The following is a 14,837-nucleotide window of genomic DNA, read 5'->3' as shown; positions in this document are numbered from 1 at the left end:
AAGGTAAAAATATGGAACTCACTCATTTGAATGAAGAAAATCAGCCTAAAATGGTAGATGTAGGAGATAAGGAAATTACTGAACGCATTGCTTTAGCAAGCGGAAGAATTAGCATGAGTAAAGAGGCTTATGAGGCGATTGTCAATCATTCTGTCAAAAAGGGTCCTGTATTACAAACCGCTATTATTGCAAGTATTATGGGGGCTAAAAAGACAAGTGAGCTCATTCCTATGTGTCATTCTCTAATGCTTAGTGGGGTAGATATTGATATCTTAGAAGAGAAAGAAACTTGTAGTTTCAAACTCTATGCAAGAGTGAAAACTCAAGCCAAAACGGGTGTAGAAATGGAGGCCTTAATGAGTGTAAGCACTGGGCTTTTAACTATTTATGATATGGTAAAAGCGATAGATAAAAGCATGGTTATAAGTGAAATTATGCTAGAGTATAAGAGTGGGGGAAAGAGTGGGATTTATCATTGAGTTTTAGCAAGAAATATGGTTTAAATTATCATTTTCTCTTTAAAGCTTAGAAATATTAAGATAAAATAAAGTTTTAGAATGGTTTATATAAATGACAATTTGGTTGTCAAAGAATACAAAAGATTTTGAATTTAAGGATAGACATGCAGGATATTAAAGGTTCTATTAGAGGTTTGTTTGGACAATGTGTTTTAGGGACGAGTGTATTAGCTCTCTTGGTTGGTTGTAGTCCTAAGATTATAGAAACAGATAATGTGGCATTAAAATTAGTTTATCAGCCAACCACACATAGCGCTCAAGCATTAGATAAAAGTATTTTACTTTTAAGACCCTCACTTCAGTATAGCGATAATATTGCTAAAGAGTATGAAAATAAATTCAAAAACCAAGTTGTGCTTAAAACTGAAGATATTTTAAAGAATCAAGGTTATAGGGTTGTTAATGTTGAAAGCAGTGAAAAAAGTGATTTATCTTTTGCGCAAAAGAAAGAGGGGTATTTGGCAATCTCTATGAATGGAGAAATAGTTTTACGCCCTGACCCCAAAAGAACTACGCAAAAAAAGTCAGAGCCGGGATTATTGTTTTCTACCGGATTGGACAAAATGGAGGGAGTTTTAGTTTCAGCAGGCTTTATTAAGGTGATGTTAATTGAGCCTATGAGTGGAGAGGCATTGGATTCCTTTATGATTGATTTGAGCGAATTAGATATTCAAGAGAAGTTTTTGCGCACCACTCATTCTAGTCATAGTGGAGGGCTAGTTAGCACTATGGTTAAGGGCTTAGATAATTCTAATGATGCGATTAAGAATGCCTTGAATAAGATTTTTAAAGACATTATGGATAGGATTGATAAAAAGCTCACTCAAAGCAATTTAGAGGCTTATAAAAAGGATGCCCAAGAGTTAAAAAATAAGAAAAATAGATAGAAATTGCTTGAATAAAGCGTTTGGAGGGGGTTATTTAGGAGTTTTTTTAAGCTCTTTATGTATTTTAGATGCAGAGGATTTTACTTACTCTATTCCTAAAAAAGAAGAATTGGGGCATCGCAAATTTTTAAAGAAGAAATGCTTACGAAACCCTTTAAAACCCCCTTGCTTTACCAAATCTAAACCCCCCATTAAAAAGCCTTTTAATTTAGATAAAAGCTCTCGTTATTATGGCACAAGCGTGGTGCAGATGTCATGGCTACAAAGCACTCAGCGCTTTAAAAAAGCCCCCTTAGAATCTCAAAGTATTCCTTTTGCTGAAATTAGCTTAATTCTTGGCTATAAGCATTTTTTTGATAAAAAAGGGCGCTATGGGTTGCGCTATTATGCGTTTTTAGACTATGCGTATGGGTTTATCCCTAAAGGTGAACTTGCTAATAATGCTTATTTTATAAAAAGCACAAGCATTCCTAAGGCTTATCAAAACAAACTACAAAAAAAAGAAACTTTTATTAACGCCCTTATTTATGGGATGGGATTAGATGTCTTATATAGGCGTGCGTTTGGGACATTGTTTTTAGGGATAAACTTAGTAGGCGAAAGCTGGTTTTATGAAACTAAGATTTTTAAAGAATGGGCAAAAACTCCGCATACCACCTATAAACCCAATATGTTTCAATTGATGTTTAATATGGGGTATCGCTACCGCTTTTCTAGGCATAAAAATTGGGCGATAGAATTTGGCACACGCATTCCCATATTGAATAATCATTACTTTAAAAGTCCTACTTATGAACTTACTTTTAGGCGTAATCTTTCAATCTATCTCACTTCAACTTACGATTTTTAAAGTCTTTTGTTTTTGTAAAATTTCTAATCATTAGAAAAGTTTTAATTTTCTTAGGTTATAATAATTAGGTTATCAACCAAAGATTGTCTTATTAACCTTAAAAGCTAGGAGTAAAAACATGGGACAAAAACTAGAAAAAGACTTTCCTAACAACAATAACTCTTTAAATCATTCTTTATTTTCTCGTAGGGATTTTATTAAATCTGTTGCTATTGCTAGTGCGGCAAGTAGTGCTGGAATGCTCTTGCCTAGTAGCTTAGAGGCTAAGATGGATAATAATCAAGAGAATTGGAAATGGGATAAAGCCCCTTGCAGATTTTGTGGCACAGGCTGTGGCATTATGATAGCCACTAAAAACGATAAGATTGTAGCTGTGAAAGGTGATCCTATCGCTCCTGTAAATAAAGGTTTGAATTGTATTAAGGGTTATTTTAACGCTAAAATTATGTATGGCGAGGACAGACTGACTGAACCATTATTAAGGGTGAATGAAAAGGGCGAGTTTGATAAAAAAGGCAAATTCAAACCTGTATCATGGAAAAGGGCTTTTGATGAAATGGAAAAGCAATTCAAAAAAACCTATAACGAAATGGGACCAAGTGGCGTAGGTATTTTTGGCTCTGGGCAATACACTATTTTGGAAGGTTATGCAGCAGTTAAGTTATTAAAGGCTGGGTGGCGTAGTAACAATATTGACCCAAATGCGAGACATTGCATGGCAAGTGCGGCAGGGGGGTTTATGCAAACCTTTGGAATTGATGAGCCAGCAGGATGCTATGATGATATTGAATTAACTGATACTATCATCACTTGGGGGGCAAACATGGCAGAAATGCACCCTATTTTATGGTCTAGGGCAAGCGATAGAAGATTGAGTAATCCAGATAGAGTTAAGGTAGTCAATCTTACCACTTTTTCTAACCGCACTTCCGGAATTGCAGATATAGAAATTATCTTTAAGCCTAGCACGGATTTAGCGATTTGGAATTACATCGCTAGAGAAATTGTCTATAACCACCCCGAAGTTATGGATAAAGAATTTTTGAAAAAACACATTATTTTTGCAACCGGCTATGCTGATATTGGCTATGGCATGCGAGATAATCCTAACCACCCAAAATATAGCAACAAAGAAAAAGAGACGATGAGAAAGCAAAATGAAATCATTTTAGACGAAGAAGAGGCTATCGCTCTAAAGCATTTAGGGGTTAAAAAGGGTGATAAGTTTGAAATGAAACATTCAAAAGAGGCTGGAAAACATTGGGAAATTTCTTTTGAAGAGTTTAAAAAGGCTTTAGAGCCTTATACCTTAGAATATGTTGCAAAAGTGGCTAAGGGAGATAAAAATGAGCCTTTAGAGAGCTTTAAAGAAAAATTAAAAAATCTTGCCAAACTCTATATTGAAAAAAATAGAAAAGTGGTGAGCTTTTGGACTATGGGCTTTAATCAGCATACTAGGGGAACTTGGGTAAATGAGCAAGCTTACATGGTGCATTTTTTACTAGGCAAGCAAGCTAAACCCGGAAATGGAGCGTTTTCTTTAACCGGTCAGCCTAGTGCTTGTGGGACAGCTAGAGAAGTAGGCACTTTTAATGCTCGCTTACCAGCAGATATGGTTGTAACTAATCCTAAACACAGAGAAATTGCTGAAAAAATTTGGAAACTTCCAAGTAATACCATAAATCCTAAACCAGGACACCATTTTGTCTCTATGATGAGAGCCTTAGAAGATGGTAAGGTTAAATTTATTTGGGTAGCGGTCAATAACCCATGGCAAAATAGCGCTAATGCAAACCATTGGATAAAAGCCGCAAGAGAAATGGATAATTTTATTGTGGTAAGTGATTGTTATCCGGGCATTAGCGCTAAGGTGGCGGATTTGATTTTACCTACAGCTATGATTTATGAAAAATGGGGGGCTTATGGAAATGCAGAAAGACGCACCCAACATTGGAAACAACAAGTTTTACCCATAGGAAGTGCTATGAGTGATACTTGGCAAATTATGGAGTTTTCTAAGCGCTTTAAGCTCAAAGAAGTTTGGAAAGAGCATAAAATTGATGATAAGCTCACTCTACCCAATGTTTTAGAAGAGGCTAAGAAAATGGGCTACCATGAAAACACCACTCTATATGAAGTCTTGTTTGCTAACCAAGAGGCTAAGAAATTTTTAGCTAATGATGTAGTGGGAAAGGGAGCTAAAAATAGCGAAGTGTTTGGCGATAGTCGTAATGTAGTAGGGAGCGATGATAAAGTCTTTAAGGGCTATGGCTTTTTTATTCAAAAATATTTATGGGAAGAGTATCGTAAATTTGGCTTTGGACATGGGCATGACTTGGCGTATTTTGATGATTATCATAAAGTTAGGGGCTTGAGATGGCCTGTAGTGAATGGCAAGGAAACTTTATGGCGCTTTAACACTAAATTTGACCCTTATGCAAAAAAAGCTAATCCTAATGGTGATTTTGCCTTTTATGGAAAGGCTATGAAAGAAATCCCACAAGGCGATTTAAAAGCCCCTAAAGAGGGAACTAAAGTCAAATTGGATAATAAAGCTAAAATTTTCTTTAGACCTTTTATGAAAGCCCCTGAACGCCCTAATAAAGAATATCCTTTTTGGTTAGCCACCGGGCGTGTGCTAGAGCATTGGCATAGTGGAACGATGACTATGAGAGTGCCAGAATTATATCGTGCAGTGCCAGAGGCTAGGTGCTATATGCATGAAGAAGATGCTAAAAATTTGGGTGTAGAAAATGGCGAGTTAGTTTGGATTGAATCACGCCGTGGTAAGGTTAAGGCTAGGGTGGATTTAAGAGGGCGTAATAAACCGCCCATGGGGTTAGTGTATGTGCCTTGGTTTGATGAGAAAGTTTTCATCAATAAGGTTTGTTTAGATGCAACATGCCCTATCTCAAAACAAACGGATTATAAAAAATGCGCCGTTAAAATCACTAAGGCTCATAATGTTTAAAAAACTAAAGAATAGAACATGCAAAAAGAGCCAAAAAATTCTTCTAGGCGTGAATTTTTAAGCACCTTTTTAAAGGGTGCGAGCCTTTGTGCGAGCGTGAGCTTTGTGGGGGCATTTTTTTTAAAGAGTAAAGAAGGGTATTTTTTACGCCCGCCAGGCGCTGAAGATGAAAAGCGTTTTTTAAGCGCTTGTGTTCGTTGTGGACTATGTGTGAAAGCTTGCCCTTATGATACTTTAAAATTAGCAAGCCTATTAGACCTAGCCAACAATGGCACACCTTATTTTGAGGCAAGGAATATCCCTTGTTATCTATGCTCTGATTTGCCATGCATAAGAGCATGCCCTACGGATGCACTTTTAAAAAGCCATTTAGAGCCAAATAAAGGTATTCGCTCAGTTCAAATGGGAATTGCTATTGTAGATTCTCTATCATGCGTGGCGTTTTGGGGGATACAATGTGATGTGTGTTATAGGGCTTGCCCCTTAATAGATGAGGCACTTGTTTTAGAAAAAAAGCATAATGAGCGCACTAATAGGCACGCACTCTTATTGCCTGTGGTTAAAAATGATAAATGCGTGGGGTGTGGGCTTTGTGAGAGAGCTTGTATTACCAAAGAGCCTGCTATTAGGGTGTTGCCTAGAGAGTTTGTATTGGGTGAAGTAGGCAATCATTATGTGAAAGGTTGGGATATTAAAGACCAAGAGCGTGTTAAAAAGGCTCAAGGTGCAATCTTGCCAAAAAATGAGCAAAAAGCTATAGATTATCTCAATGAGGGGTTATAATGCGTTATTTAATAGCTAGGCGTGTGGTGCAAATAGGTATTTTAGTCTTATTTGTTCTAGGGATAGGATTTAAAGGGAATTTAAGCTCTTCAGTTATTTTTTCTAAAGTTCCACTAAGCGACCCATTTGCCATTTTACAATTATATTTGGCAGGTTTTAGTATAGGCATTAAGGCTCTTCTAGGCGCTGTAGTTATGCTAGGTTTTTACGCTCTTATTGCGGGTAGGGCATTTTGTGCTTGGGTTTGCCCTATTAACATAATTACTGATTTAGCTCATTATGTGCGAGAAAAAACGATTTTTAAACATTCGCAAGCCTTAAATATCCATAGAAATACCCGTTATTACGCACTAGTTTTATGCTTGATTTTATCCTTTATTTTAGGATTTCCTGCATTTGAGGGGATTTCTTATATTGGGGTGGTGCATAGGGGAATTATTTTTGGTTCATTTTCATGGATTATGGTGGCGTTTGTGATTTTTTGCATAGATTTGTTTTTAGCTGAGCGCTTGATTTGCTCTAAGCTTTGCCCTTTAGGGGCGTTTTATGCTCTTATTTCACGCTTTTCTTTATTAAGAATTTCACACCAAGCCCACAAATGCACAAGGTGTGATCGCTGTTTAATGGTATGCCCTGAAAGTCAAGTGCTAACAATGATAGGCAAAAGAAGTGAATGGGTCAAAAATACAGAGTGCATAGAATGCGCTCGCTGTATTGAAGTGTGCGATGATGATGCTTTGAATTTTAATTTAATAGATTTGTTAAAAAAGGGAAAATGATGAATATTAGTAGTGTGATTGTGGAATATGAGACTAAAAATTTAACAAGCTTGAAAGAAAAAATCGCCTTAATACAGCATTGTAGTATTGAATTAGAGGAATCCAATAAATTAGTTATTGTTATTGAATGTGAAGATTTAGAAACAGAATTAAAGGTTTATAAGACTTTAGAGGCATTAGAGGAGGTGAAACAAATCTATATGGCTTTTAGCTATCAAAACTTGGATAAAGATTTTGATAAAGCTTCAGATTCTAAGGCGTTAGAGCGTATTGAAAAAACACAAGAGGCGCAAGATTTTTGTTATTATGGGGACATCTATAGGCGCTATTAAAACAATTTTTCTAAACTCTGATTAAAATAAATTCGGCTATAATAACTAACTTATAACATTTTATTTTTTAATGATTAAGGAAACGCATGAACCTTGAAGTCAAAAAACTTGATACCGCAAACGCTCAAGTGAGCGCTAAACCCTCTACGCAAGATATGCAAAAGCGCTATGAGAAGTTCGCTCAAAAAGTTGCCAAAAACGCTAAGATAGATGGTTTTAGAAGAGGTAAAGTCCCTCTTAGTCTCATTAAATCTCGTTATCAAGCTAATATTGAGCAAGATGCTCAAGAAGAAATGGTGCAAGAAATCTTAAAAGATGCTCTTAAAGAATTAGGCGTTGAGTCTAAAGACTTGATTGGTAGCCCCCATATTACTAAGTTTGAAAAAAAAGATGATTGTTTTGAAGTAGAAATGAGCGTAGGACTAAAGCCTACAATTGTTTTGGATAAGATTAAAGATTGTGCGCCTAGTTTTAAAGTAGAGGCTGTAGCTGAAGAAATGGTGCAAGAGCGTTTGAAAAAACTTGCCAAAGACTATGCTAAACTTATAGATGCTAAAGAAAACAAAGAGGCTCAACATGATGATGTGGTAACGATTGATTTTGAGGGCTTTATTGATAATGAGCCTTTTGAAGGTGGTAAAGCTGAGAATTTTAGTTTCACTCTAGGTAGCAAGCAAATGCTTGAAGAATTTGAAAAAGCCGTTTTGAATATGAAAGTGGGCGAAGAAAAAGAGTTTCCTTTAAATTTCCCAACCGATTATCATGCTAATCATTTAGCTGGCAAAGAGGCTCGCTTTAAAGTGAAGTTGCATAAAATTCAAGTGCGTGATATTCCTGAAATTAATGATGAGTTTGCTAAAAATGTGCTTGCCCAAGAAGAAAATGCCACTCTTGCTACTTTACAAGACAGAGTGAAAGGACAACTTTTTGTAGAAAACAAAGCCAAGCTCTATAATGAGGAATTAAAAGAGAAGTTTATTGAAAGCCTAGATGAGAAAATTTCATTTGATTTGCCTAAAACGATTGTAGAGCAAGAAATGGATTTATTATTTAGAAATGCGCTTTATTCTATGGAAGAAGAGGAAGTGAAAGCTCTTCAAGAAGACCAAGAAAAAGCCAAAGAAAAGCGTGAATCTTTTAGAAAAGATGCCACAAAGAGTGTGAAAGTTACTTTCATTGTAGATGCTCTAGCCAAACAAGAAGAGATTTTTGTGCATGATAATGAGGTATTTCAAACCTTATATTACGAGGCTATGATGACAGGTCAAAATCCTCAAGCTCTAATTGGGCAATACCGCCAAAACAATATGTTACCAGCGGTAAAAATGGCAATGATTGAAGATAGGGTGCTTACCCATTTCCTAGACCAACAATTATCTAAAGAAGAACAAGAGATGATTCAAAGTCTAAAACCAACTTCAAAGAATACTAAATAAACTTTAAAAGGTAGGTAAGGATTATATGAGTTATGTTCCTTTTGTAATAGAGAAAACAGGGCGTGGAGAGCGTAGTTATGACATTTATTCACGCCTTTTAAAAGACCGCATTGTTGTTTTGAGTGGCGAAATTAATGATGAAGTAGCCTCTTCTATTGTGGCACAACTTTTGTTTTTGGAGGCTGAAGATCCCGAAAAAGATATTAGTTTGTATATCAATTCACCGGGTGGTGTTATTACAAGTGGGTTTAGTATTTATGACACCATGAATTTTATTCGCCCTGATGTTTGCACTATCTCTATGGGGCAAGCCTCTTCAATGGGAGCATTTTTACTTAGTTCTGGGGCTAAAGGCAAGCGTTTTTCTTTGCCTCATGCACGCATTATGATTCATCAACCTTTAGGTGGTGCACAAGGACAAGCTACTGATATTGAAATCACCACTAAAGAAATTTTAAGACTTAAAGGATTGCTCAACTCTATTTTGGCAGAAAATACCAACCAAAACTTAGAGAAAATCCAAAAAGATACCGAAAGAGATTTTTATATGAGTCCCTTAGAGGCGAAAGAATATGGTCTCATTGACCAAGTATTGCAAAAAAAGCTAAAGAAATAAATGCATGTTATTAGAAATTGTGCATTATCCTTCTAAAATCTTAAGAACCATTTCTAAGGAAGTGGTCTCTTTTGATAAAGAACTTCATCAACATTTAGACAATATGTATGAAACAATGATTGCGGGCAAGGGGATAGGATTAGCTGGCATTCAAGTGAATTTGGCTTTAAGAATGCTACTTATCAATATTCCTAGAGATGACGATAAGCAATACAAAGAAGATTGTTTAGAAATTATTAACCCAAAACTCATAGATACTAAGGGAATTGTAAAATGGAATGAGGGTTGCTTGTCAGTGCCTGATTTTTATGAAGAAGTGGAGCGTTTTGAAAAAATTACCATAGAATACCAAAATCGCTATGGTGAATTAAAAGTTTTAGAGGCAAAGGATTTATTGGCAATAGCCATTCAGCATGAAATGGACCATTTAAATGGTGTGCTATTTGTTGATAAGCTTTCTATTGTCAAACGCAATAAGTTTGAAAAAGAATTAAAGAAAAAGCAAAAACACAAAAATAAGTCATGATTAATACGATATTTTGTTCAACCATGCAACGAGGTTTGACAGAAGTCGTGGCTGTAGAGGCAACATTTAGTCGTGCTTTACCGGCATTTGTGATTTCGGGTTTAGCAAATAATTCTATTCAAGAGGCAAAGCAAAGAGTCCAATCCGCTTTACAGAACAATCATTTTACCTTTCCGCCTTTAAAAATTACTATCAATCTTTCCCCCTCTGATTTACCAAAATCTGGGAGTCATTTTGACTTACCCATTGCACTTTTAGTAGCCTTGCAAAAACAAGAGTTAAGTTTTAAAAAATGGTTTGCGTTTGGAGAGTTAGGCTTAGATGGCAAGATAAAATATAATCAAAATATTTTTCCCATGCTTTTAGATATTGCCATTAAATACCCTAATGCTCAAGTAATTCTTCCTAAAGCAAGTCAAGAATTAGTTTCTCTAATCCCTAATTTGCAATGCTTTTTTGTAGAGCATTTTAAAGAGGCGCTTGAAATTGTGCAAAACCCAGAGGCTAAAGCAGATTCTTATGTTAAGGATTTGCCGTTCCAATCTTTAGAAATTGATGATAAAAACTATTATTTTTCCAATGATTATGAATTGGATTTTAAGGAAGTAAAAGGGCAAATGATTGCCAAAGAGGCCGCTTTAATAGCGAGTGCTGGATTTCATAACTTGCTTTTAGAGGGAAGTCCGGGCTGTGGAAAAAGTATGATAGCTAGTCGCATGCGTTATATCTTGCCACCACTAAGTCTCAATGAAATGTTAGAATCTATTAAATTACGCATTCTAAGCCAACAAGATAGCGCCTATAGCCCTTTAAGAAGTTTTAGAAACCCTCATCAAAGCGCATCTAAATCTAGCATTTTAGGCTCAAGCTCTTTAAAAGAGCCAAAACCCGGTGAAATCGCATTAGCGCACAATGGCATACTATTTTTTGATGAACTGCCTCATTTTAAAAAAGATATTTTAGAGGCTTTAAGAGAGCCTTTAGAAAATAATAAATTAGTGATTTCAAGGGTGCATAGCAAGATTGAATACGACACTTCATTTTTATTTGTTGGAGCTTTAAACCCTTGTTTATGCGGGAATTTGTTAAGTCAATTTAAGGCATGTCGTTGCCAAGATAGAGAAATCACACAATATAAAAACCGCTTATCTGAGCCATTTTTAGACAGGATAGATTTGTTTGTGCAAATGGAAGAAACTTCCACAAAAGAAAATCCAAATCAAAATATTTGGACTTCTAAGATTATGCACCAAAAAGTTATGCAAGCATTCAAACATCAAAAACAGCGCCAGCAAACCACCTTTAATGGGAAGTTAAACGAAGCAGAAATTACACAATTTTGCCCTTTAAATAGCGAGAGTCAAAGTCTGTTAGAGCAAGCCATTGAGCGTTTTGGTTTGTCTATGCGTTCTATCAATAAGATTAAAAAGGTTGCTAGAACAATAGCAGATTTGAATGATTGTGAAAACATTAATAAAACACACATGCTTAAAGCATTAAGTTTTAGAAAAATTTCTTAAAAATAGAAAATATATCCTACAATACTTCCTTAAAAACTCATAAAAGTGTAAGGAAAAGTAATGCAAGAGTATTATATTCATAATTTAGATTGCCCTGATTGTGCGGCTAAGTTAGAGAATGCTTTAAATAAGCTAGATTATGTCAAAAAGGCTCAAATTATTTTTAGCACCAATAAATTATTGCTAGAAACTGATGACTTTGAGCAAGTCAAAAGCTTTATTAAAAAAAGAGAACCGCATTTAAGTCTTTCATTCGTAGAAGAAACGAAGGAAAAGCCATTAAGTTTTGTGCCGCTTATTTCAACGATTATTGTATTTTTAGGGGCATTATTAGTCTTGCATTTTGAGCCACAGGGCTTAATAGAAAAAAGCATGTATGTCTTGCTTGGCTTAGTGTATTTATATGCGGGTAAAGATGTGTTTTTAGGGGCGTTTTATAGTTTTAAAAAGGCGCATTTTTTTGATGAAAACGCTTTAATGCTTATTGCTACTATAGCAGCCTTTTGTGTAGGAGCTTATGAAGAGAGTGTTTCTATTATGGTGTTTTATTCAGCGGGCGAATTTTTACAAAAGCTTGCTATTGCACGCTCTAAGAAATCTATCAAGGCTCTTTTAGATGTTGCACCCCATTCAGCTTGTTTAAAAAGAGGTGAAGAATTAATCGTTATAGCACCAGAGGAGTTAAAAGTTGGTGATGTAGTGGTGGTTAAAGTGGGTGAAAAAATTCCTGTAGATGGCACAATTCTTAAGGGCGAGACCTTATTAGATCAACGAGCTTTAACGGGGGAATCTATGCCTATTAATGTTAAAGAAACTTCAGAGGTGCTTGGGGGTAGCTTGAATCTAAAGGCAGTCATTGAAGTAGAAGTGAAAAAAACCTATCAAGATTCTTCTATTGCTAAAATGGTAGATTTGGTTCAAAGTGCCGCTAATGAAAGAAGTGAGACAGAAAAATTTATCACTAAGTTTTCACGCTATTACACTCCAAGTGTGCTTTTTATTGCATTTTTAATTGCAACTATTCCGCCATTATTAAATATGGGGAGTTTTGATGAATGGATTTATAGAGGGCTTGTTGCTTTAATGGTGAGTTGCCCTTGTGCGTTTGTCATTTCTGTGCCATTAGGCTATTTTGGAGGTGTGGGAGCAGCAAGCAGAAAGGGGATTTTGATGAAAGGTGTACATGTATTAGAAGTGCTAACTCAAGCTAAAAGCATTGCCTTTGATAAAACCGGCACCTTGACTAAAGGGGTGTTTAAAGTGGTAGAGATTTCTCCTAAAGAGGGCTATAGCAAGGAAGATGTTTTGCGTTATGCAAGCTGTTCGCAACTCTTATCCACACACCCTATTGCAGTATCTATCAATAAAGCTTGTCAAGAGCTTTTAAAGGATAATAATACGCACAAGCATTGCATAGAAGATTATGAAGAAATCAGTGGTCTTGGGGTTAAGGCAAGATGCCATGCAGATTTGATTATTGCTGGGAATGAAAAGATGTTAGAAAAATTTAATATTTGCCATGATTATTGCCCTATAGATAGAGGAACGGTAGTTTATGTTTCTTTTAATGGAGTGTGTGTTGGACATATTGTTATTAGTGATGAGATTAAAGAAGATGCTTTAGAAACTTTAGAAACTCTAAAAATGCATGGCATAGAGCATTTTTGTATTCTTAGCGGAGATAGAAAAAGCGCAACTCAAAAAATTGCTCAAACACTTCATTGCGAATACCATGCTAGTTTATTACCAGAAGAAAAAACTATGGCGTTTAAGGAATTTAAAGAGCGCTATAAAACCCCAGCTATTTTTGTAGGCGATGGCATTAATGATGCTCCGACTTTAGCAAGCGCTGATGTAGGCATTAGTATGGGGCATGGCTCAGAATTAAGCAAACAAAGCGCTGATATTATCATTACCAACGATTCTTTATCTTCTTTAATTAAAGTTTTGGCTATTGCTAAAAAAACTAAGAGCATTATTTGGCAAAATATCTTGTTTGCCTTAGGGGTTAAAGCAGTGTTTATTGTATTAGGACTTATGGGATTTGCAACTTTATGGGAGGCAGTTTTTGGTGATGTGGGTGTAGCCTTACTAGCTTTAGCAAACTCTATGCGTGCTTTGAGAGCTTAAAAGTTTAAGCCTCATTGTTTAAGCTACAAAAGCCTTTTTTAGCTCTTGGCTACTCAAAGATAAATTAAAAGAAAAACTTCATAGAAGTCATTAAATGGCTTCTATCTTGTATATTAGCTTTACAACTATAGCCATTATGGTTACATAGGCTAGGATTGCCATCATAGCCTACTCTATAGCCCTCATGAGTATCAACAACATGATAGGTAAGCTTAATATCGGTAGTAAAAGTAGCGCTCCAGTTATAGCCCAAATTAAGGTTTACTCCCCATTCGCTCGCTCGTGGGGAGTAAGTATATTTGCTTAAGATACCCCACAAGAATTTCTTATGCACACCACCCCCAAATAGGTAGCCTGTAATAGCATTAGGAGAAATCATGTTGTTTAAAACACCGCCATAAACACTATTATTTCTAAAACCAATAGGAATAGGGCTACCATACCAGCCAATTTTTGCATTAGCATTGCCAAAGTTTTGATAATACCCAAAGCCAAAATTATATTCGTTGTAGTCAAAGCGTTGGTGAATAAGCAACGAAGAGGACCATTTACCAATCTTAGCGTTGCGCCAATATATATCGCTTAAATTGGATGCACAGAGAGGAAAAATCACATTAATGGTAGTTTGAGAGCGTAGTCCCAAACCCTTAAATTTAGGATTGCTATCAAAATGAAAGTTAATACCCGGTGCCTCATAGGTTTTAGGTGAAAAATAAATAAAAGGCGTTACTTTGACATATTTACTATAAAAATTAATTTGTGCAGCATGAATACCAGTATTGCTGACCTTATCACCATACTCTGTAACAATAGGTGCATACCAATCTCGTATCCATTCACCCACTGCTAACGCTCTTCCAAACGAACTAAACCAGTTTAAGGCAACTTTAGAATTGATTTTATAATTAAATTCAAAACCTTGAGTGTATCCGCTCATAAACATCGCTTTTGAGAGATAGCGCCCCAACTTCATTGTAAATTTATCTTTGTAGGTATAAAATAAATAAGCATTATAAAGCACATAATTGCGTGCATGTGCGTTTGCCTCAATTCTTGAATGTTTCCAAGGAGCATTGCCTAAGTAACCATACCAACGCCCCATATAAACATAGATTTCAGAGCCATAAACCTTGCCATTAGATTGGTCTATAAGAGTTTTTGTAGAATCATAAGCCACTCCACCTAAAATTCCTCCAATGCCTATCTTTATACTATGGTTTTCTATTTTTTTGGGGAGTAAATTAGCGTCAGCTTGAAGTTTGATAGTGGTTGTTACAAAAGTTTCAGTAGGAAAAATCCCTTCTTTGGAATTAAGCTTAGAATGATTAAAGCCTACTTTAGAAAAAGATTCAGCTATACCACTAAACTTATAATCAAAGGCTTGCAAATACGCTTGCATGCAACAAAATGGAGCGATTAATGCCAACATTCTCTGAGAGACTAACACGAGAAAAACCTTTTATTTTCTTTTGGTTAAAAACTTTTTGTA

13 protein-coding genes are annotated in these 14,837 nt (G+C 35.8%); 12 read left to right on the top strand and 1 reads right to left on the bottom strand.

The features are described 5' to 3' along the window. Nucleotides 1-11: 11 nt before the first annotated feature. The 12 genes from moaC to HCW_RS05835 all read left to right on the top strand — a co-directional run bounded on the left by moaC (nucleotide 12) and on the right by HCW_RS05835 (nucleotide 13,348). Nucleotides 12-479, top strand: a complete 468-nt coding sequence (gene moaC / locus HCW_RS05890) for a cyclic pyranopterin monophosphate synthase MoaC (protein WP_014661312.1) — start codon at nucleotides 12-14, stop codon at nucleotides 477-479. A 143-nt stretch (nucleotides 480-622) separates the two neighbouring features. Continuing rightward, nucleotides 623-1,405, top strand: coding sequence for an HpaA family protein (locus HCW_RS05885; RefSeq protein ID WP_014661311.1), 783 nt, complete (start codon nucleotides 623-625; stop codon nucleotides 1,403-1,405). A gap of 7 nt (nucleotides 1,406-1,412) precedes the next feature. Next, entirely contained in the window at nucleotides 1,413-2,255 is an 843-nt protein-coding gene (locus HCW_RS05880; protein WP_014661310.1) for an outer membrane protein, read from the top strand. 118 nt (nucleotides 2,256-2,373) lie between these two features. Continuing rightward, nucleotides 2,374-5,226, top strand: a complete 2,853-nt coding sequence (napA, locus tag HCW_RS05875; protein ID WP_014661309.1) for a periplasmic nitrate reductase subunit alpha — start codon at nucleotides 2,374-2,376, stop codon at nucleotides 5,224-5,226. A gap of 18 nt (nucleotides 5,227-5,244) precedes the next feature. Continuing rightward, nucleotides 5,245-6,009, top strand: a complete 765-nt coding sequence (gene napG, locus HCW_RS05870; RefSeq protein ID WP_014661308.1) for a ferredoxin-type protein NapG — start codon at nucleotides 5,245-5,247, stop codon at nucleotides 6,007-6,009. Beyond that, entirely contained in the window at nucleotides 6,009-6,788 is a 780-nt protein-coding gene (gene napH / locus HCW_RS05865; protein ID WP_014661307.1) for a quinol dehydrogenase ferredoxin subunit NapH, read from the top strand. Before napG ends, napH begins: the two co-directional genes overlap by 1 nt. Then, the gene (locus tag HCW_RS05860; protein WP_014661306.1) at nucleotides 6,788-7,120 is read left to right on the top strand and encodes a chaperone NapD; all 333 of its coding nucleotides are present in this window, start codon (nucleotides 6,788-6,790) and stop codon (nucleotides 7,118-7,120) included. Before napH ends, HCW_RS05860 begins: the two co-directional genes overlap by 1 nt. Nucleotides 7,121-7,206: 86 nt before the next feature. Beyond that, the gene (gene tig / locus HCW_RS05855) at nucleotides 7,207-8,556 is read left to right on the top strand and encodes a trigger factor (RefSeq protein ID WP_014661305.1); all 1,350 of its coding nucleotides are present in this window, start codon (nucleotides 7,207-7,209) and stop codon (nucleotides 8,554-8,556) included. A gap of 25 nt (nucleotides 8,557-8,581) precedes the next feature. Further along, complete coding sequence (gene clpP, locus HCW_RS05850; RefSeq protein ID WP_014661304.1) at nucleotides 8,582-9,172, top strand: ATP-dependent Clp endopeptidase proteolytic subunit ClpP; 591 nt, start codon at nucleotides 8,582-8,584, stop codon at nucleotides 9,170-9,172. Nucleotides 9,173-9,176: 4 nt separating this feature from the next. Beyond that, complete coding sequence (def, locus tag HCW_RS05845; protein WP_014661303.1) at nucleotides 9,177-9,698, top strand: peptide deformylase; 522 nt, start codon at nucleotides 9,177-9,179, stop codon at nucleotides 9,696-9,698. Then, entirely contained in the window at nucleotides 9,695-11,218 is a 1,524-nt protein-coding gene (locus HCW_RS05840; RefSeq protein WP_014661302.1) for a YifB family Mg chelatase-like AAA ATPase, read from the top strand. The genes def and HCW_RS05840 overlap by 4 nt, the downstream gene beginning before the upstream one ends. 60 nt (nucleotides 11,219-11,278) lie before the next feature. Beyond that, nucleotides 11,279-13,348 (top strand): heavy metal translocating P-type ATPase, encoded by a 2,070-nt coding sequence (locus tag HCW_RS05835; protein ID WP_014661301.1) that lies wholly within the window; start codon nucleotides 11,279-11,281, stop codon nucleotides 13,346-13,348. Between the two features lie 64 nt (nucleotides 13,349-13,412). Here the strand turns inward: HCW_RS05835 and HCW_RS05830 are convergent, their stop codons facing one another. Continuing rightward, nucleotides 13,413-14,777, bottom strand: a complete 1,365-nt coding sequence (locus tag HCW_RS05830; protein WP_043902651.1) for an outer membrane family protein — start codon at nucleotides 14,775-14,777, stop codon at nucleotides 13,413-13,415. Nucleotides 14,778-14,837 lie beyond the last annotated feature (60 nt).

The sequence above is a fragment of the Helicobacter cetorum MIT 00-7128 genome (assembly GCF_000259255.1).
Classification (GTDB): domain Bacteria; phylum Campylobacterota; class Campylobacteria; order Campylobacterales; family Helicobacteraceae; genus Helicobacter; species Helicobacter cetorum_B.
Note: the sequence above shows the minus strand (reverse complement) of the source record. Positions and strands in the feature narration are given on the sequence as shown.